This window comes from Dietzia sp. B32 (genome assembly GCF_024732245.1).
Taxonomy (GTDB): domain Bacteria; phylum Actinomycetota; class Actinomycetes; order Mycobacteriales; family Mycobacteriaceae; genus Dietzia.
Genome location: NZ_CP093845.1, coordinates 1,872,531 through 1,890,455, shown reverse-complemented (window position 1 = coordinate 1,890,455; position 17,925 = coordinate 1,872,531). Strand labels below are relative to the sequence as shown.

Annotated in this window: 20 protein-coding genes and 1 pseudogene; 9 read left to right on the top strand and 12 right to left on the bottom strand. The window is 71.3% G+C overall.

What is annotated here, in order from left to right; all coding sequences use genetic code 11:
* Window positions 1-9: 9 nt before the first annotated feature.
* Window positions 10-678, bottom strand: coding sequence for a DNA-3-methyladenine glycosylase (locus L8M95_RS09005; protein WP_260485811.1), 669 nt, complete (start codon window positions 676-678; stop codon window positions 10-12).
* A gap of 112 nt (window positions 679-790) precedes the next feature.
* Here L8M95_RS09005 and L8M95_RS09000 point away from each other — a divergent pair, with 112 nt between their 5' ends.
* The 3 genes from L8M95_RS09000 to L8M95_RS08990 all read left to right on the top strand — a co-directional run bounded on the left by L8M95_RS09000 (window position 791) and on the right by L8M95_RS08990 (window position 3,168).
* Window positions 791-1,423: a YdcF family protein gene (locus tag L8M95_RS09000; RefSeq protein ID WP_260485810.1), complete on the top strand. Its 633-nt coding sequence runs from the start codon at window positions 791-793 to the stop codon at window positions 1,421-1,423.
* 74 nt (window positions 1,424-1,497) lie between these two features.
* On the top strand, window positions 1,498-2,103 hold the full coding sequence (locus L8M95_RS08995; RefSeq protein WP_260485809.1) for a DedA family protein: 606 nt from the start codon (window positions 1,498-1,500) through the stop codon (window positions 2,101-2,103).
* Window positions 2,104-2,160: 57 nt separating this feature from the next.
* Entirely contained in the window at window positions 2,161-3,168 is a 1,008-nt protein-coding gene (locus tag L8M95_RS08990; protein ID WP_260485808.1) for a pirin family protein, read from the top strand.
* On the opposite strand, the gene L8M95_RS08985 is transcribed toward L8M95_RS08990, so the two are convergent.
* The 3 genes and pseudogenes from L8M95_RS08985 to L8M95_RS08975 all read right to left on the bottom strand — a co-directional run bounded on the left by L8M95_RS08985 (window position 3,165) and on the right by L8M95_RS08975 (window position 5,406).
* Window positions 3,165-3,767: a cysteine hydrolase family protein gene (locus L8M95_RS08985; protein ID WP_260489211.1), complete on the bottom strand. Its 603-nt coding sequence runs from the start codon at window positions 3,765-3,767 to the stop codon at window positions 3,165-3,167. The two genes, L8M95_RS08990 and L8M95_RS08985, sit on opposite strands and share 4 nt — an antisense overlap.
* Window positions 3,747-4,565: pseudogene (gene nadE, locus L8M95_RS08980) on the bottom strand (ammonia-dependent NAD(+) synthetase); the annotation flags it as partial. The pseudogene nadE and the gene L8M95_RS08985, both read right to left, overlap by 21 nt.
* A 37-nt stretch (window positions 4,566-4,602) precedes the next feature.
* Complete coding sequence (locus tag L8M95_RS08975; RefSeq protein WP_260485807.1) at window positions 4,603-5,406, bottom strand: alpha/beta fold hydrolase; 804 nt, start codon at window positions 5,404-5,406, stop codon at window positions 4,603-4,605.
* A 45-nt stretch (window positions 5,407-5,451) separates the two neighbouring features.
* On the opposite strand from L8M95_RS08975, the gene L8M95_RS08970 reads away from it, so the two are divergent.
* On the top strand, window positions 5,452-6,912 hold the full coding sequence (locus tag L8M95_RS08970) for a hypothetical protein (protein WP_260485806.1): 1,461 nt from the start codon (window positions 5,452-5,454) through the stop codon (window positions 6,910-6,912).
* Here L8M95_RS08970 and L8M95_RS08965 read toward each other — a convergent pair.
* The 3 genes from L8M95_RS08965 to L8M95_RS08955 form a co-directional block, all read right to left on the bottom strand.
* On the bottom strand, window positions 6,836-7,351 hold the full coding sequence (locus L8M95_RS08965) for a GNAT family N-acetyltransferase (RefSeq protein ID WP_260485805.1): 516 nt from the start codon (window positions 7,349-7,351) through the stop codon (window positions 6,836-6,838). The two genes, L8M95_RS08970 and L8M95_RS08965, sit on opposite strands and share 77 nt — an antisense overlap.
* On the bottom strand, window positions 7,348-7,845 hold the full coding sequence (locus L8M95_RS08960) for a DUF2599 domain-containing protein (protein WP_260485804.1): 498 nt from the start codon (window positions 7,843-7,845) through the stop codon (window positions 7,348-7,350). Before L8M95_RS08960 ends, L8M95_RS08965 begins: the two co-directional genes overlap by 4 nt.
* Before the next feature lie 277 nt (window positions 7,846-8,122).
* Window positions 8,123-8,692 carry a DUF1697 domain-containing protein gene (locus L8M95_RS08955; protein ID WP_260485803.1) on the bottom strand — a complete coding sequence of 190 codons (570 nt, stop codon included), beginning with the start codon at window positions 8,690-8,692 and terminating at the stop codon, window positions 8,123-8,125.
* A 49-nt stretch (window positions 8,693-8,741) separates the two neighbouring features.
* Between L8M95_RS08955 and L8M95_RS08950 the strand changes: the two genes are divergently transcribed.
* Window positions 8,742-9,182, top strand: coding sequence for an SRPBCC family protein (locus L8M95_RS08950; RefSeq protein WP_260485802.1), 441 nt, complete (start codon window positions 8,742-8,744; stop codon window positions 9,180-9,182).
* On the opposite strand, the gene aroD is transcribed toward L8M95_RS08950, so the two are convergent.
* Together aroD and L8M95_RS08940 are read right to left on the bottom strand one after the other, a co-directional pair.
* Window positions 9,173-9,973 carry a type I 3-dehydroquinate dehydratase gene (gene aroD / locus L8M95_RS08945; protein WP_260485801.1) on the bottom strand — a complete coding sequence of 267 codons (801 nt, stop codon included), beginning with the start codon at window positions 9,971-9,973 and terminating at the stop codon, window positions 9,173-9,175. The genes L8M95_RS08950 and aroD overlap by 10 nt on opposite strands.
* A 38-nt stretch (window positions 9,974-10,011) precedes the next feature.
* Window positions 10,012-10,500, bottom strand: a complete 489-nt coding sequence (locus tag L8M95_RS08940; protein ID WP_260485800.1) for a DUF4262 domain-containing protein — start codon at window positions 10,498-10,500, stop codon at window positions 10,012-10,014.
* Between the two features lie 190 nt (window positions 10,501-10,690).
* Between L8M95_RS08940 and L8M95_RS08935 the strand changes: the two genes are divergently transcribed.
* Window positions 10,691-11,803, top strand: a complete 1,113-nt coding sequence (locus L8M95_RS08935; RefSeq protein WP_260485799.1) for a patatin-like phospholipase family protein — start codon at window positions 10,691-10,693, stop codon at window positions 11,801-11,803.
* A gap of 45 nt (window positions 11,804-11,848) precedes the next feature.
* On the opposite strand, the gene L8M95_RS08930 is transcribed toward L8M95_RS08935, so the two are convergent.
* Window positions 11,849-12,391, bottom strand: coding sequence for a DUF732 domain-containing protein (locus L8M95_RS08930; RefSeq protein WP_260485798.1), 543 nt, complete (start codon window positions 12,389-12,391; stop codon window positions 11,849-11,851).
* A gap of 142 nt (window positions 12,392-12,533) precedes the next feature.
* Between L8M95_RS08930 and L8M95_RS08925 the strand changes: the two genes are divergently transcribed.
* Genes L8M95_RS08925 through L8M95_RS08915 form a run of 3 tightly spaced genes read left to right on the top strand, consistent with a single transcriptional unit; the run spans window position 12,534 to window position 16,337 of the window.
* The gene (locus tag L8M95_RS08925; RefSeq protein WP_260489210.1) at window positions 12,534-13,535 is read left to right on the top strand and encodes a sterol desaturase family protein; all 1,002 of its coding nucleotides are present in this window, start codon (window positions 12,534-12,536) and stop codon (window positions 13,533-13,535) included.
* Window positions 13,536-13,545: 10 nt separating this feature from the next.
* A complete protein-coding gene (locus L8M95_RS08920) occupies window positions 13,546-15,018 on the top strand; it encodes an FAD-binding oxidoreductase (RefSeq protein ID WP_260485797.1) in 1,473 nt (490 codons plus the stop codon).
* Window positions 15,019-15,062: 44 nt separating this feature from the next.
* Window positions 15,063-16,337 carry a class I SAM-dependent methyltransferase gene (locus L8M95_RS08915; protein ID WP_260489209.1) on the top strand — a complete coding sequence of 425 codons (1,275 nt, stop codon included), beginning with the start codon at window positions 15,063-15,065 and terminating at the stop codon, window positions 16,335-16,337.
* A gap of 125 nt (window positions 16,338-16,462) precedes the next feature.
* On the opposite strand, the gene L8M95_RS08910 is transcribed toward L8M95_RS08915, so the two are convergent.
* Both L8M95_RS08910 and sigK read right to left on the bottom strand, forming a co-directional pair.
* Complete coding sequence (locus tag L8M95_RS08910) at window positions 16,463-17,320, bottom strand: anti-sigma factor (protein ID WP_260485796.1); 858 nt, start codon at window positions 17,318-17,320, stop codon at window positions 16,463-16,465.
* On the bottom strand, window positions 17,317-17,898 hold the full coding sequence (gene sigK / locus L8M95_RS08905; protein WP_260485795.1) for an ECF RNA polymerase sigma factor SigK: 582 nt from the start codon (window positions 17,896-17,898) through the stop codon (window positions 17,317-17,319). Before sigK ends, L8M95_RS08910 begins: the two co-directional genes overlap by 4 nt.
* Window positions 17,899-17,925: the final 27 nt, after the last annotated feature.

Below are 17,925 nucleotides of genomic sequence, written 5' to 3'. Positions count from 1 at the left end.
CTGCAGAGCCTAGGACGCGGGGGCGGGCGCAGGGGCCGCCTCGCCCGTCTGGTCCACCGCCCGCCACAGGTACCAGGACGCCACCGACCGGTACGGGGCCCAGCCGGCCGAGTGGTCGAGCATCATCGCGGGGGAGGCCTTGTCGTCCAGGCCCAGCACCCGTTCGAATCCCCGCCGCACCCCGACATCCGCCACGGGGAACACGTCGGGTCTGTCCAACAGGAAGATCAACAGCATCTCCACGGTCCATCGGCCGATCCCGCGGACCGTCGTCAGGGAGGTGATGACCTCGTCGTCGTCGTAGTCCCTCAGTTCGGTCAGCGTCGGGATCCGACCCGAACGCACCGCGTCGGACAGGTCGCGCAGGGCCGCGACCTTCGGGCGCGAGATCCCGCACGCCCGCAGTTCCTCGTCGGACAACGCGGCCACGAGCGCGGGGTCGAGTTGCGCCCGGCTCGACGCCCGCCCGCGCAGCCGCCCCGCGATCGTCGCGGCGGCCTTGACCGAGAGCTGCTGGGACAGGATCGACGAGGCCAGCCGGTCGAAGAGCGTGTGCGGCCCGGTGTCCGGCGCCGGGGTGAGCGTGCACGGGCCCACGGCGTCGATGTGCGCGCGTAGGTGTGGGTCGGCACCGTGGAGGTACCGCACGGCCGTGACCTTGTCGTATCCTTCCGGCATGACGTGAAGGGTACGCGGGTCGTTCGTGACCGCTCCGTGCCTCGGGTAACGACCTTCACGCACAATGCGATAACCATCTGGTCACGACACTGCTTGGGAGAGGACCGTTATCGTGCGTAGAACTCAGAGGCGTCTCGCCGCCGTGGCGGCCGCCGCCGCTCTCGCGCTGGGTGCCGGAGCGGGCACCGCCTCCGCCGGCTCGGCCGAGATGCCGTCCGGAGTCGCGCTCTACGGCGGGCTGACGATGCTCGGCTGCCAGAACATCGATCCGTCCATGCTGGCCCTGTGTGGCGACTTCGAGATCCCCACCGTGGACGATCCCGCGGTGCTCACCGTCAACCCGTTCACCACCGACATCGTCATCCTCGGCGCGGGGTTGTTCCCCGACGGCGGCATCCGCCCGGTGCTCGAGGAGCGACTGCGGACGGGCTACCGGTTGGCGCAGGCGTACCCGACCGCCCGCATCATCGTCACCGGCGGCGTGCCGCAGAACGGACGCACCGAGGCGCGCGCGATGGGCGACTGGCTGCGTGGCGCAGGGATCGCCGCGCACCGGATCACCGAGGAGGGGGACTCCGCCTCCACGGTGCAGAACGCCCAGTTCACCGACCGGATCTTCCGCGAGCGCGGCACCACCGGCGCCGTCGTGGTGACCACCGGTGACCACGTCAAGCGCGCGGTGCTCAACTTCCGCCAGGCCGTGGACGGCCGGATCCCGGTCACCGGCGTCGTGGCGCGGGGCTGATCGAGGTCGCTGCTCCCGTCGTACTGGCCGCCGAGGGGGACCTCGGCGGGATCGCCGGCTGGGCCGTGGGGGTCATGGACGCCCTCGGTGGTCCCGGCGCGGCCATCATCGTGGGCCTCGAGAACGTCTTCCCGCCCATCCCGAGCGAGGTCATCCTGCCGCTGGCGGGGTTCAGTGCGGCGCAGGGCACGTTCACCCTGGCCGGCGCGATCTTCTGGACCACCCTCGGGTCCGTGCTGGGCGCGCTCCTGGCCTACGGCCTGGGGTTTTGGCTCGGCGCCGAGCGGGTTCGCACGCTGTTCCGCCGGGTCCCGCTGATCCAGGTCGAGGACTTCGACAAGGCCGAGGGCTGGTTCTCCCGCCACGGCAACAGCGCGGTCTTCTTCGGTCGGATGGTGCCCGTGGTGCGGAGCCTCATCTCGATCCCGGCGGGCGTGGAGCGGATGAACCCGGCGCTGTTCCTGCTGCTCACCACCGCCGGCAGTCTGCTCTGGAACTCGCTGTTCGTGGTGGGCGGTTACCTCCTGGGCGGCCAGTGGCACCGGATCGAGTCCGTGGCCGGATGGTTCTCCAACGCCGTCGTGGCGGTCATCGTGGTGCTGGTGGCGGTGTTCCTGGGTCGGCGCGCCCACCTGGAGCGGAAGGAGCGGCGGGAACACCGGGACGCCACGCGCGGGTAAATGATGTGACAGCAAAACGTCTCTCGTCATCGCACCCGCGTCCCGCAGGAGGAACCCATGTCCGCCATCCGTCAGGTCGTCCCGCTCGGAGGCCAGTGGCCGGGCCTCGACCCGTTCCTGTTCGCCGTCCACCACCGCGACGAGTTCCCGCCGGCCGACGGCGAGACCATGCGCCCCGCCGCCTCGCTCGCGGGCCGCTCACTGGGGCAGGACTTCTCCGGCAAGGACGGCTGGTCGATGTACCACGGGGAGACCGTCCCCGGGTTCCCCCAGCATCCGCACCGCGGCTTCGAGACGGTGACCGTGGTGCTCGACGGGGTGGTCGACCACGCTGATTCCCTCGGAGCCGCCGCACGCTTCGGCCACGGCGACACCCAGTGGCTCACCGCGGGCTCCGGCATCTCGCATTCGGAGATGTTCCCGCTGCTGGACACCGAGGGGCCCAACACGATGGAGCTGTTCCAGATCTGGCTCAACCTCGCCCCCGAGGACAAGTCCGCCGAGCCGCACTTCGACATGTTCTGGTCCGAGCAGACCCCGGTCGTCGTCCGCGGCGCCGACGGCGCCGCCGCGCGGTTCCGCGTGATCGCCGGGGAGGTCGACGGCGTGCGCGCCCTCGACCCGCCGCCGCACTCCTGGGCGGCACGGCTGGAGAACCACCTGGCCATCTGGATCGTCACCGTCGACCCGGGCGTGACCACGGAGCTGCCCGGCGCCGACCCCTCCGTGAACCGGGTGCTCTACAACTACGGCGGCCCGGCGACCGTCGACGACCAGCAGCTGGGGTACGACGCCGCTGTCCTCGCCCCGGAGACGGTCGCCGTGACCGCCGGCGACGAGGGCGCGGAGTTCCTCGTCCTGCAGGCCCGGCCGATCGGCGCCCCTGTCGTCCAGCAGGGGCCGTTCGTCGGCAACACCCGCGAGGACATCGTCACCGCCATGCAGGAGTATCGCGCCGGCGTGTTCGGCACCTGGGACCTGCCGCAGAACGATCCCGTCCACGCACGGGACGAGACCCGGTTCGCCCGCTACCCGGACGGCACCCTGACGCGGCCGGTGGGCTAATCGGCGTCGGGCCACTCGCCCGTCCGCAGCAACGCCAGGCTCGCCTCCTGATCGATGATCGGCTGGCGCATCTGGTCGGCGCAGAAGTCGAGCAGCGCCTCGGAGAGGGCCGAGTTGTCCGATGAGATGGCCCCGCGGGCGACGGCCACGTGGAGGTTCTCGGCGAACCCGTCGATCGCCGTCTGCGCTACGCAGCTGTGCGTCGACACCCCGCACAGCAGCAGGTGGTCCACACCGAGTTGGTCGAGCCGGGCCTTGAGGTCGGTCTCGAAGAAGGCGCTGTCGCGGGTCTTGATCACCTCCACGTGGTCGCCGGTGGCCAGCTCGTCGAGGAACCGTGCCTGCTCGGTGCCGGGGAAGGCGAACCCCTGGTCGTCCTCGCACATGTTGATCGTCCACGTGGACCTGTCACGGGCGTGCTCGGTGCGCACGAGGATCACTGGGCGGCCGGCGTCGTGGGCGGCGTGGATCAGCTCGTTGACCTGCGGGACCAGCTCGTCACGCACCTCGGCCAGGGCGGGGAACTCGAAGTACGAGTTCTGCATGTCGATCACCACCAGGGCCGTCTGTTCACCCGGCCGCCACCACGTGTCGGCCATCTCCACCGGGGTGGTGCGCTTGTGCCGGTTGCGGTGCCACACCGACTCGATCGTCTCCGCGACCTCCCCGGGGACGTCGCGGCCCTCGAGGTAGTCGTCGATGTCGTCGTACCGCAGGCCGAGCTCGTCCTCGTCGGTCTGACCCTGTTTCTCGTCCAGGAGGTCGGCGGTGGGGACCTTGTCCCACAGTTGCTGCGGCGCCCCCAGTTGACGGAGCAGGGCCCGGCCCTGCCGCTTGTTCAGCCCCGCCAGTGGCAATACGTCCGCGGCGCCGTCCCCGAACTTGGTGAAGAACCCGGTGACGTTCTCCGCGGCGTGGTCGGCACCGATCACCAGGAGCCCGCGGTCCCCGGCCAGCGCGTACTGGGCCACCATGCGATGACGTGCCTTGGCATTGCCCTTGGTGAAGTCGGTGAGCTCGGCGCCCGTGCCCTCCCGGATCGCGGCGTTGAGCGCGTCGACCCCCGGAGCGACGTTCACGGTCACGGTCTCGTCGGCGTCGACGAACTCCACCGCGGCCGCGGCGTCGGCCTCGTCGTGCTGCACACGGTAGGGCAGACGCATCCCCACGAACACCGCGTCACCGCCGTCCGCGCGGATCCGCTCGACCGCGAGCTGGGCCAACCGCCCGGCCAGCGAGGAGTCGACGCCGCCGGAGATGCCCAGCACGTAGCCCTTGGCGCCACTCGTGGCGAGGTAGTCGACGAGGAACCGGACCCGACGTTCCACCTCGGTGGCGGGGTCGATGTCGGGCTTGACCCCGAGTGTGTCGATGATCGTCCGCTGTAGTTCGCGCATGGCCCCATTGTGCGAGGCCCGGGACGCTATGCCACCGCTACCCGCTGCAGTCGTGCACGAAGTCGCCCACCAGCCGCGGCCACGCGGCCACCTCTGCGGGCGTGCGTGCCACCTCGAGCCGGGCGTGGGGCAGCAGGTCGAGCAGTTCCTCGGCCACCTCCAGCGGGTGGGAGGCGTCCTGCGGCCACGCGAGCAACAGCACCGGCATCCCCAGCCGACCGATCTCCTCCGGCGACGGCAGGTCGGTGGCGGCCGCGCCCCGGAACGCGGCGGGGAGCCACTCGTCCGCCACGTCGGGGGCGGTGACGGGCCGGTCGGGGTCGATGGCCGGCGAGGTGGGCGGCTGCCGGGTCAGCTCGGACCAGCGGGCCCCGCCCCAGCGTTCCACCTGCCGCGCGGCGAGGTCGTACAGCCGCGACTGCTCGCGCCGCCACCGCCACACCGTCGGCGGGATGCCCAGGGTGAGCGAGGCGAACCGCCCAGGCTCGGCCACCGCCGCGGTGATCAGGGTCGCCGACCCCATCGACTGCCCCACCCCGTGCACGCGCTGACCGGGGAACTCCTCGTCCAGGAGGCCCAGGAGGTCGCGGGCCAGCGCCGGCCATGTGTAGTCGTCCGGATCGGTGGTGCCCGGCGACCGTCCGTGACCGCGGGCGTCGTAGCGCACCACACGTAGACCGCCGCGGCCCGCCGTGAGATCGAGCCCGAACACCTCGTCGCGGCGCCGGCTCGAGCTGAGCCCGTGCAACTGCACCACCGGCAGCCCGTCGCCCCGCACGTCGCGGGCGAGCGCGGGCCCGGTGCCGCCGGGCCGGGAGTCCGGCCGTCTCGTCGTCGTCACACTTCGCGCCTTTCCCCGTAACACGCCGCCCCTACCGTGCGGGCCATGAGGCTCACCACCGTAACGCGGATGTCGCTCCCCGACGGCGTCGTGCACCGGTTTGCGACCGATGTCACCCCAGCTCAGGGAAGTGATCGGCCGCCCTCGTTCGACCAGGCGCGTCATGCCTCGCTCGGTCCCCGCGCGGGCTCGTGGATGGCCGTCGCGTTCGCGCTGCCGTTCCCGGCCGACCGCGACCACATCGCGCGCGCGTGGCTGGCGGTGATCGCGCGCCACGGGACGCTGCGCACGGTGCTCACCGGAGGCGGGCACGACCGAGACGACCACGAGGGAAGACCCGACCGCGACGACGACGAGCTGCGCCTGCGGCCCGTGACCGTGCAGTCACTCGGGTGGCGGACCCCGCCCGCGGAACCGGGGGAGGATCCGAGGGCCGTCCTGCGCCGGGTGTTCGACGAGGCGTGCTGCCCGTTCGCCCAGCCGGCGCACGCGCTGTGCCTGGTGGAGCCGCGAGACGAGCAGGAGCGTCCGGTGGTCGTGATCGGGCTCGACCACAGCCACGTCGACGCCTGGTCGCTGCTGGTGTTGATGCGCGACTTCTGCTCCTGCCTCGACGACCTGGCCTGCGGCCTCGAACCCGGCACCTGCCTGTCTCCGGCGGCGCCGTTCTCCGAGCACACCGCCGAGCTCGGTGCCCGCCCGCCCGCGCCGGACGACGTGCACCGACGCTGGGCGGAGATCCTCGCGCGCGGCGGCGGGGAGATGCCGGTGTTCCCCCTCGATCTGGGCGACATCTCCTCCCCGCGTGAGGAGGTGGTGGAGGTACGTGACGTGCTCGATCCGGCCGGGGTCGCGGCGCTCGAGGACGCGGCCGCCGTCGACGGGGTGCGGATGATCTCGGTCGCGATCGCCGAGATGACTGACGTGTTCCGGCGCCGCGCCGGGGTGGGGCTGCGCGCGGTGCTGCCGGTGCACTCCCGCCACGACGTACGCACCTCCCGCTGGAACGACTCGGTGGGATGGTTCATCACCAACTCCGTGATCGAATGCGATGACCCCGACCCGACGGTGTGCGCGGCGGCGGTGCGGGAGGCCGTCGACCTGGGTTCGCACGCGCTGGGGCCGATCCTCGCCCCCTACGGCGGGATGCCCCACACCCCGGGGATGTTCGCGATCTCGTGGCTCGACCACCGCCGCCTGCCGGTGGACGTGGACCTGAGCCTGAACCCGCAGCACGTGTCGGCCGCGATCCGCACCGACGGGGTGATGGTGTGGTTCGTCGTCAGCGCCTCGGGGCTGCACGTGCGGTGCCGCTATCCGGGTACCGACGCCGCCCGCGACTCCGTCGGCGGCTGGCTCGACGAGTTGTGCACGGGGCTGATCCGACGCGCGACGTCGGTGGCCGATGAGGTCGGGCCACGCGGGCAGGTCAGAGAGGCGGCGGCCCGGACTCCGGCCCCAGGTCGGCCTGCAGCCACGCCACGTCGAGCCACCGCCCGTGCTTGAACCCGATCCGCTCCAACCGGCCCGCCTCACGGAAACCCATCGCCGAGTGCAGCGCCAGGCTCGGCTCGTTGGGTAGGGCGACGATCGCCAGAAGTCGGCGGAAACCGGCCGCGTCCAACCGGGCGAACAGCTCCCGGTACAGCGTCCGCCCCAGTCCGTGTCCCTGCGCGTCAGCGGCCACGTAGACGCTCACCTCGCAGGACCAGCGGTACGCCGCGCGTTCCTTGACCGGTCCGGCGTAGGCGTATCCGACGATCCGCCCGTCGAGCTCGGCGACCAGCCAGTCGAAGCGCTCCAGCGCCCGGGAGATCCGCTGCTCGAACTCCTCGACCGGAGGCACCTCGGCCTCGAACGTCACCGTCGTGTCGCGGACGAACGGCGCGTACACCTCGCGACATCCGGCGGCGTCCGCGACGGTGGCCGGACGGATCGTGCTCATACCTCCGGACCTCCCGGGTTGCAGCCCTCGGCCAGCATGCGCTCGGGAGAGACCACCGGCCGCCACGGTTCGACGTTCCAGGTGGGCTTGTCCGGTTCGAGCAGCCGCGCCCACGTCCAGTGGCAGTCGAACTGCTCCCACATCCCCGGGGCGTCGGCCTCGGGAACGAGTCGCAGCACCTCCTGCCAGGCCGCGTACGAGTCGTCGATCCCGGACGCCCCGCGGCCGGCGGTGGACGGGGCCACCTCGAGGGTCACCCCGTAGTCGGAGTCGGCCCAGGTCGCCGCCTCGATGAACGGCGGCGCGGGCGGCGTGCGGGTATCCCCAGGGACCTCGCGCGACCGGGTGGGCGCGGGCCGCTCCGTCGTGGCGTCCCGGGCCGTCCGGGGCGCCGGTTCCTCCGCCCGGGGCGAACACGCGCCAGCCGCCAGCGCCGCGGCCACCACCACGACCAGGGCGGCGGCAGGGGTTCCGGGGGGCGGGCGGTGGGGCATCGCCCGCAGTCTGCCACGACCGAGGGGTTGCGCCCGAGCGCGCGTTCGGTGGATCCTGTGCTGCGGAGGGAACCCGGCGCCGACGGAGAGCCCGTACGCCGCCCCTCCTGCAGAAGGAGCGTGACCGATGCCCCCGTTCGACCTCTCCCAGCTCCAGGCCATGTGGGACGGGATCTTCCCCGCCGTCTTCGGGCCCCTCGCCGCGTTCGTCGACACGATCGGCGCGTCCGTCCAGGGACCCTGACGCTCGCCCCGGCCGGATCGCACCTCGGTGGGGTCACCCCACCGCGAGGATCTTGTGCAGCGTCCTGAGGTTCCTGGTGGTCAGGTGGCGTTCGTGCACGCGGTTCCCGGGAGCTCTGGCCGCAGCCGAGCTCAGGGTCGCGCCCCTGGGGACCCGCCAGTACACGCACCCCGCTCCCGCGGTCACCGCCTCGGTGCCTTCCGGCTCGATCGCCGCTCCCATCGCCTCCGCGACAGCCTCCGCCACCGCCTGGTCGTCGGAGAACACGATGTAGTCGTGATGCTCGTCGAGGGACTCGAACGGGTACCGGGCCACCGCATCCCGGACGGCATCGCGGGGGAGGACCTGCACCACCGCGTGGTAGCCGAATCTGTCCGCGTAGGCGGCCTCGAGCACCGTTCGCAGCTCGTCCTCCGATCGCGGGTCGGTGAGCACGACGTTCCCGGTGGCCAGCACGGTCCTCACCTCGCCGCATCCCGCTTCCTCGGTGCAGGCACGCAGGTCCGCCATCGCGATCCTGGCCGACCTGCCCACGTTGATTCCCCGCAGCAACGCGACCTTGCGATCTCCGCTCGTCCCGGCGTGACCGGCTGTGGCGTTCATGTTCCGATCCTCGCACCACGGGCGGACCCGCGAGGGTAACTTTCGGACCATGGCAGTGTCAGTGCAGTCCGTGACCACGATCGAGGCCGGCATCCCGGAGATCATGGAAGTCCTAGCCGACGTCGAGTCCCTCGTCGACTGGTCGGATGCCCACCGCGAGGTCGAGATCCGCGAGGCCGACGACGAGGGATGGCCGATCGTCGTGTGGGAGAAGATCTCGCAGTACGGCGTCGCCGACGAGATGGTCGTGCGGTACGAGTGGTACGACGGCGAGGTGAGCTGGTCGCTCGTCGAGAGCAGCACCCAGAACGTGCAGAACGCGCGCTACGTGCTGACCGACAAGGGTGACGGCACCACCGAGGTGGTCTTCGACCTCGAGGTGGACCTCAAGATCAGACTCCCCGGCATGGTGGTCAAGAAAGCCCAGAAGCACATCGCCGACGTGGCGACCTCGGGTCTGCGCGACGAGGTCCTCCGGCGCTACGGCTGACCCAGGAGGTCGAGCGCCGCCCGCACCCCGATCGCCGGCAACTGACCCGGGGCCGAGGCCTCGCCCACGGTGGCGAACGTCGCCGCCGAGCCGAAGGTGCCGCCACCGATGCGGGTGACCGCTCCCAGTGCGCCCATCGACATGGTGATCAGCGGGATCCCCGCGGCGCGGTAGCGGGTCTCGGTGGCGGCGATGAGCGTCACCACGTCGGCGGCCGAGCGGGGCATGACGGCGATCTTGGCCACGTCCGCCCCGGCGACCTCCATGGCCTCGAGTCGCGCGACGATCTCCGCGGCCGCCGGGGTCGCGCCGAAGTCGTGATTCGACGCCACCACGGCGGTTCCGCGGGCATGGGCGGTCTCGATCGCCGCGGCAGCCCGCGGGTGTCGGTATTCGACGTCCACGGCGGCGGCCAGGCCGGTCGCGGCGAGCGCGTCGATCAACGCGACGTAGGCATCGTCGGCGATCTCCGCGCCGCCGCCCTCGGCCGTGGTCCTGAACGTCGCCAGGATCGGGGTGTCCGGCAGCGCGTCGGCCAGCGTCTCGAGCGCGGCCACCGCCGGAGCCGGATCGTTCCATGCCGCGGCTCCGGCGGAGGCCGTCCCGGCGGGGGTCGTCGCGGCCCCGGTAGGTGACGGTTCGTACAGGTCCACCCGCCACTCGACCAGGTCGACCACGGGATCGCCGGCCAGGGCGGCCGCCTGCCGGTCCAGTTGTGCGAGGTCGCTCGCGGTGATCGGCACGATGATCGACGGCGAACGCGCATCCAGGCGCAACTGATGACGGGGCATGGCTAGACCCTACGACGACCCCCCTCGGGCCCGGCCCGTCAGCTACACCCCTCGCAGGGACACGGCCTGCGGGCGGGGATCAACTCCAGTGCGGACAGTCCCCCGGTTCCGCTGGTGCCGTAGTACCTACCGGCCCAGCGCAGCGTTCGGGACGGGCGCCGTACGGGGACCAGCTCCCAGGTCGGCCCACCGGACCCCTCACACAGCAGGTGGCCCGCGTCGAAGACCTGGCCGGCCAGGACCGTGTCACCCCACCGGACCAGCAGTTCGGCGGTCTCCCTGCCGGTCAGGCCCCGGACCAGCAGTTCGGGGTGTCCCAGGTCGGTGAGACCGATGGTGTAGCCGAACCTCTGGTCCGGTGGGAGCGGTGTGGCGGTGCAGTCACCGCAGTCGCAGCCCTCGCCGACGTGGACGACGTGCATCCCGTATCGGTCGAGGTCCGCCGCGACCCGGAGCATGTCGCGGTCGACCGCGAGGGCGGAGGCGGACGCGGAACCGGCGCGGAGCGGGATGGCGGTGTAGGACATGGGATCTCCTCTGTGTGCGTGTGTCGGGCCCTCGGCCCGGCGTCGAACATGTGCTCGATGCGGTGCTGACGGTAGATCCCACCTACGACACGGACGGCGGACATGGCCCACGGTGGGCGGCCGGACCGGGTGCACACTGGGTGCGGACCGCGCGGGGGACGCGTGGCGGGTTCGACGGGGAGGGGCGCCGATGAGGGTCACGCTGGCACTGGGTTCGGGCGGAGCGCGTGGGTACACGCACATCGGCGTGATCCGCGAGCTGCAGGCCCGCGGCCACGAGGTGGTCGGGGTCTCCGGGGCGTCGATGGGTGCCGTCGTGGGCGCTCTCTACGCGGCGGGCAAGCTCGACGATTTCGAGGAATGGGTGCGGGGCCTGACCCAGCCCGCCGTCCTGCGGCTCCTCGACGTCTCCTTCGCCGGCGGCGGCGCGATCCGGGCGAACAGGATCATGGCGGTGATCGGCGCGATGCTGGACGATGTCCGCATCGAGGACCTCGAGATCCCGTTCACCGCGGTCGCCACCGATCTGCGGGCCCGCCGGGAGGTGTGGTTCACCCGCGGCCCCGCGGATGTGGCGGTGCGGGCGTCGTTCGCGATCCCCAGCGTCATCACCCCGGCGCTGGTGGGCGGGCGGTTGATCGTCGACGGCGGCGTCACCAACCCCGTCCCGCTGGAACCGCTGGCGCCGATCAGCAGCGATCTGCTGCTCGCGGTCTCGTTGACGGGGCGCCGGTCCGGGATCCGCGGGTCGACGTTCCAGGAGAGCTCGGACCCGGACGAGGTGTCCGCGGACTCCGAGCCGAGGATCTCCCGCAGGGGCACCCCGGTCGGGGCGAAGCCGGGGGGCAGGCTGACCGGCCGGATCCGGACCGCCGCGGCCGACGTCCGGGACGCCGACCTGGTGCGACTGATCGCCGCGCGGTTCGGTCAGGACCAGGACGGCCCCGACGACGACTCCCCGGACGCCGTCCACGCCGCGGACCACGCCGCTTCCGACGAGCGGGTGCGGGTCCAGCCCTCGGACGTGGTGGAGGAGGTCGTCGAGGAGGGCGAACAGGAGGTCGCCGCGGACGGCGGCGAGGAGGCCCTACCCGGATCGCTGCGCATCTTCGACGTGGTCACCCACACCATCGAGGCGATGGAGAGCATCGTCACCGCCTACCGCATGGCCGGAAACCGCCCCGACGTCCTGGTCGAGGTGCCCTCGGACGCGTGCTCGACGTTCGACTTCCACCGCGCGGACGAGCTCATCGAACTCGGCCGCCGGCTCACCGCGGAGGCCCTCGACCGCGCGGGGGTCTGACCGCTGCGGAGAGCCGACCCGGCCGGCACCCACCGGGGCCGGGGCCTAGGCGCCGCCGCCCCCGGCGTCCTCGCCGACGAGCGGCAGGTGCTGCGAGCAGAGTGCCTTGACCGCGGCCGTCACCACGGCCGGCGCCTCGGTGACCGGGGCGTCGGGATGGGCGTCGTTGTACTGCCGGAGGACGTCGACGTAGCCGGTGCCGCCATCGAGGGAGGCACACGCGTCGCGGCCGCGGGTGAGGTAGTCCTGCTCGTCCGGGACATCGACGCCCACGCGCCGGATGTCGTTCAGGAACTCCTCGTCCGGGTTCGGGCTCTCGCTCCGGCCCTCCTCGGACGCCTCGGGCCGGGGGCCGTTGCCGGTCGTGGCTCCCTCGCCACCCTCGCCGTCGTTGTTCGTCGCGTCGCCCACCGCCGACGTGGCCTCGGCGGCGACGGATCCCACCGCGCTGGTGGCCTCTCCGACCGCCTGCTCGGCACTGCCCTCCTCGCCGCAGGCCCCCAGGGTCAGCGCCAGGGCGGCGAGGCCGGAGGCGGCGGCGAGAGCGCGGGAACGGGTGGAGCGTGCGGACCGGGGTGTGACGGCCACGGCGGGTCCTCCTCTGACGTCGGCTGTGCGACACCTGCACGCGGGTGCCGGTGATGCCGAGAGGGTACGACACGGGCGAGGCCCCCTCGGGCGGGATTGCCGGAATGTCTGTGAGTGGTGTCACAATCGAGACGTGGACGAGATGGGGTACGGCGAGTCGCTGGGGCGGGCACTGGGGGCGCTGGCGGATCCGTTGCACGAGCCGGTGCTGCTGGCGTTCCCGGTCTTCATCGCGTTCGTCGCCATCGAGTGGGTCTCGGCGCGGGTGCTCGAGGCGCGTGAACCGGGCGGCTACCACCCCCGCGACGCCGTCACCTCTCTCGTCATGGGCGCGAGTTCGCAGCTGTTCTGGCTGGCCGGCAAACTGATCGGTCTGGTGATCTACGCGGCGGTGTGGGTGTATCTCGCGCCGTGGCACCTGCCGTCGAACGCCTGGTACACCTGGGTGCTCGCGATCGTCGGGACGGACTTCCTCTACTACTGGTACCACCGCGGTGCCCACCGGATCCGGGTGGTCTGGGCCACGCACCAGGCCCACCATTCGAGCGAGTACTACAACTTCGCCACCGCCCTGCGCCAGAAGTGGAACAACTCCGGGGAGATCGTCGCGTGGCTCCCCCTGCCGTTGTTGGGGGTGCCGCCGTGGATGGTCTTCACCGGCTTCTCCGTCTCGCTCATCTATCAGTTCTTCGTGCACACCGAGCGGGTCGGTCGTCTCCCCGCGCCGATCGAGTTCCTGTTCAACACCCCCTCGCACCACCGCGTGCATCACGGCAGCGACTCCGAGTACCTCGACCGGAACTACGGCGGGATCCTCATCATCTGGGACCGCCTGTTCGGCACCTTCCGTCCCGAGACACATCGGCCCACCTACGGGCTCACCACACCGGTGAACTCGCACAACCCGTTCTGGCTCCAGCTGCACGAGTACGTCGCCATCTGGCGGGACGTCCGCGACGCGACGACCTGGCGCGAGCGGCTCGGGTACGCGTTCGGCCCGCCGGGGTGGAGGCCGACGGCCGGAGCATCGGTGGCACGAGCATCGGTGGCGGGAGCGTCGGTGGCGGGAGCGGGCACGGCGGCGTCAACATCGTCGGCGGTGCCCGCCTCCGGAACATCCGCGGGGGTGCCCGGGCCGCACTAGGGTGGGGCGCATGGGAAACGCCGTTCGTCTCGCCGACCCACTCGTCGTGGGAGCCACCCGGCACGACGACGGCGTGCGGCGCCTGCTGGAGAGCTTCCGGGCCGTGCCCGTAGGCGAGCCGGTTCGGCTGGCCAAGCGCACGTCCAACCTGTTCCGGCCGCGCGCCTCGTCGTCGTCGCCCGGTCTCGACACCTCCGGTCTCACGCGCGTCATCTCCGTCGACCCGGATGCCCGCACCGCCGACGTCCAGGGCATGTGCACCTACGAGGATCTGGTCGATGCGACCCTCGCCTACGGGCTCATGCCGTATGTCGTGCCGCAGCTCAAGACCATCACCCTCGGCGGCGCCGTCACCGGCCTGGGCATCGAGTCCTCCTCGTTCCGCCTCGGCCTACCGCACGAATCGGTGCTCGAGATGGACGTGCTCACCGGCACCGGCGAGATCGTCACCGCCCGCCCCGACGGCACCGAGCGGCAGCGCGCGCTCTTCCGTGGTTTCCCCAACTCGTACGGCTCGCTCGGCTACGCGGTACGGCTGCGGATCGCGCTCGAACCGGTGGGGCGCTTCGTGGAACTGCGCCACGTGCGGTTCGACTCCCTCACCGCGCTCGAGTCGGCGTTGGCGCGGATCAGCGAGGAGAAGCGGTACGACGACGAGGATGTCGATTTCCTCGACGGGGTCGTGTTCTCGGCCGACGAGTCGTACCTGTGTCTGGGGCGGCGGTCCGACGAACCCGGGCCAGTCTCGGACTACTCCGGTGTGGCCGACAAGCAGGCTGTCTTCTATCGCTCGATTCAGCACGGAGGTCCCGCCGGCTCGGTGCGGCGCGACCGCCTGACCATCCGCGACTACCTGTGGCGATGGGACACCGACTGGTTCTGGTGCTCGCGGGCGTTCGGCGTGCAGAACCCGCGCATCCGCAGGTTCTGGCCGCAGCAGCTGTTGCGGTCCTCGACCTACTGGAAGATCATCGGGCTGGACCACAAGTACGACCTGGGCAACAGGATCGGCGCGCTCAAGGGCGAGGGCCCACGCGAGCGGGTGGTGCAGGACGTCGAGGTCACCATCGACCACACCGCCGAGTTCCTCGAGTGGTTCCTGCGCGAGGTGCCCATCGAACCGCTGTGGATCTGTCCGCTGCGGCTGCGCGAATCCAGCCCCTCGCCCGGCGTGGGCGGCGGACCCGGCTCCGACCGGCCGTGGCCGCTGTACCCGCTGGCCCCGGAGACCACCTACGTCAACATCGGGTTCTGGTCCTCGGCGCCCGTCGAACCCGGCATGGCCGAGGGGGCGTGGAACCGACGCATCGAGGAGGAGGTCTCCCGCCTCGGTGGACACAAGTCGCTGTACTCGGAGGTCTTCTACTCCCGCGAGGAGTTCGCCCAGCTCTACGGCGGTGACCACGCGGGCAGGCTCAAGACGGAATTCGATCCCGGGGGCCGGTTCGCGACCCTCTATGACAAGGCGGTGGGTGCACGGTGACCACGAAGAGCACAGGAACCGCTGGACCCGCGGGCGCGGACAGGATGACGATCGGCGAGATCATCGGCGCCTTCGCCACCGGTGAACCGCCCCTGCGGATCGAGGCGTACGACGGTTCCTCGATCGGCCCCGCCGACAGTGCGCTGGTCCTCCGCCTGACCAGTGAGCGTGCGCTCCAGTACTTCGTCACCGCCCCCGGCGACCTCGGACTGGCGCGCGCCTACCTCATGGGTGACCTCGTCATGGACGGCGTGCACCCCGGGGCGCCCCACGACGTGTTCGGCGCGCTCGAGGTGTTCCGCAAGCACATGACCCGCACCCCCGACGTGCGGACCCTCGCCCGTATCGCCCGTGCGGTGGGCACGGAGAACGTCAGGTTCCTGCCCACTCCGCCCATGGAGGTCAAGCCGGCGTGGAAGCGGGTTGTGTCGGGGATGCGCCGGCATTCCAAGGAGCGGGACTCCGAGGTCGTCAGCTACCACTACGACGTGTCGAACCGCTTCTACCGGTGGATCCTCGGCCCGTCGATGACGTACACGTGCGCCTGCTATCCGGACGCCGGGGCCTCGCTGGAGACGGCGCAGGAGAACAAGTACCGCCTGGTGTTCGACAAGCTGGGTCTCGAGGCTGGCGACCGGCTCCTCGACGTGGGATGTGGCTGGGGTGGCATGGTCCGCTACGCGGCCGCGCGGGGCGTGCGCGTGATCGGCGTGACCCTGTCCAAGGAACAGGTCGAGTGGGGGCAGGCCGCCATCGAGGCCGACGGGCTAGGCGACCTGGCGCAGATCCGCCTGCAGGACTACCGGGACGTGCCCGAACGCGACTTCGACGCCATCAGCTCCATCGGCATCACCGAGCACATCGGGCGCAAGAACTACCACGACTACTTCACCCGGCTGCACGGCTACCTCAGGCCCGGCGGACGTCTGCTCAACCACTGCATCACCCGCCCGGACAACTCCCGGACGGTCAAGGCCGGGCAGTTCATCGACCGGTACATCTTCCCCGACGGTGAGCTCGCCGGTGCCGGGACCGTGCACCTGGAGGCCGAGAACGCCGGCTTCGAAGTGGTGCACGAGGAGAACCTGCGCCAGCACTACGCGTTCACCCTGCGGGATTGGTGCGCCAACCTGGTCGAGCACTGGGACGAGGCGGTCGAGGAGGTCGGCGAACCCATGGCCAAGCTGTGGGGGCTGTACATGGGTGCCTGCCAATACGGGTTCGAGCACAACAAGATCCAGCTGCACCAGATCCTCGCCGTTCGGCTGGGCGACACCATGACCTGGGACGTGCCGCTGCGGCCGTGGTGGCAGGCCTGAGCGACAGGACGCACTCGTCGATAAGACCGTTTCGCCCGCATCCACCGAGTGGCGATGTGCGAAACGCTCTTCTCGACGAGACAGGACGCCCGCGCGGGCATCGCCTGCGCAGCCGGACCGCCGGATCAGTCGATGTCGAGGGCCAGCAGGACCTGCCCGGTCGGCGCCGGCGATCCTCCCGCGGGCTCCTCGGTGATGCCGATCTGCTCCGAGTTCCGGATGCCGGCGATCTGCGCCGAGGGCGACGGGCCGACCTGGCCAGCCTCCATCGTCCCCGCCGAGATGGGCTCGTGGTCACCCATCAGCCACAGCTGATAGGCGCGTCCCGTGGCCGGCTCGGGCAGATCGGTCATCGAGATGACCGCCATGTCCGCCGTCTTGGACGCCAGGACGGTGGCGGTACCGGCCCCACCGACCTGGCCGCGGACCACAGCGAGGTCTTCGGCCGCCAGCAGCGAGGTGACCTTGCCGGGCATGGACGGCGGGGCCGCGACGGGCACCGAGTTCTCGGCCCCCGCGCCGTCGGTGATGCGGCCGATGGTCACGCCACCGGCGACCAGCACCACGGCAGCCGCCGCGGCCGCCAGGAACGACAGCGGGCCGGGCCGCCTCCGCTCGCGCTCGCGGCTGAGGTCCACGACGTCGGCGCCCCCGCGTGGTTCACCCCGGTCGGCGTCGCCGGTGCCGGTGGGCGGGGTGGGGGCCTCCTGGCTGTCGGCCGCGGCCAGCTCGAGGACGCGTTCCCGCAGATGTGGCGGGGGCGCCGTGTCGAGACCGGCGTCGGCGACGATGCCCGCCACGACCTCGCGCGTCGACGCGATGTGCGCCAGCATCGACGACTTGTCCTCGGGCGACGCGGCAACCAGCGCCATCTCGACGGCCTCGGCCTCGTGCTCGGTCAGGGCGTCCAGGGCATAGAGGTCGAGGTCCTCGGGACGGACGCTGTCGTCGGTCGACGGGTGATCGTGGTGTCGAGTGCTCATGACAGCTCACCTCCCAGGCAGTTCTTCAGGCGACGGAGTCCGTCGCGTATTCGCGATTTGATGGTGGGTAGCGCGGTGCCGAGCTGGTCGGCGACCTCGCGGTAGGTCTGGCCGGAGAAATAGGCCATCTCGATGGATTCGCGCTGGTTGTCCGTGAGGGTTCCCAGGCATCTGCGGACCTCCGCGGCGTTCTCGTCGCGGGAGATCTGTTCGGTGACCTGCTCCGCGATGTCGCCGGACTGGGTGATGTCCGCCGCGGCGTCGACCTCGTCCCGCCGGGCGGCGGAGGTCTCCGAACGGACCCGGTCCACCGCCCGACGGTGCGTGATGGTCAGCACCCAGGACTGCACCGATCCGAGGCTGGGCCGGTAGTCGGATGCCTGCTTCCAGACCTGGAGAAAGACCTCCTGCACGGTCTCCTCGGCGTAGCCCGGGTCCCGCAGGACTCGCAGGGCCAGGCCGTAGACGCGCGGGGACATGAGGTCGTAGAAGCGACCGAAGGCCTGGAGGTCGCCGGAAGCGGCGAGCTCGAGCAGGCGCCCCGGGTCGGTCAGTGGCGGGGCAACTGGCTCGGACACGGTCACCAGTCTAGGGCCAATCAGCTC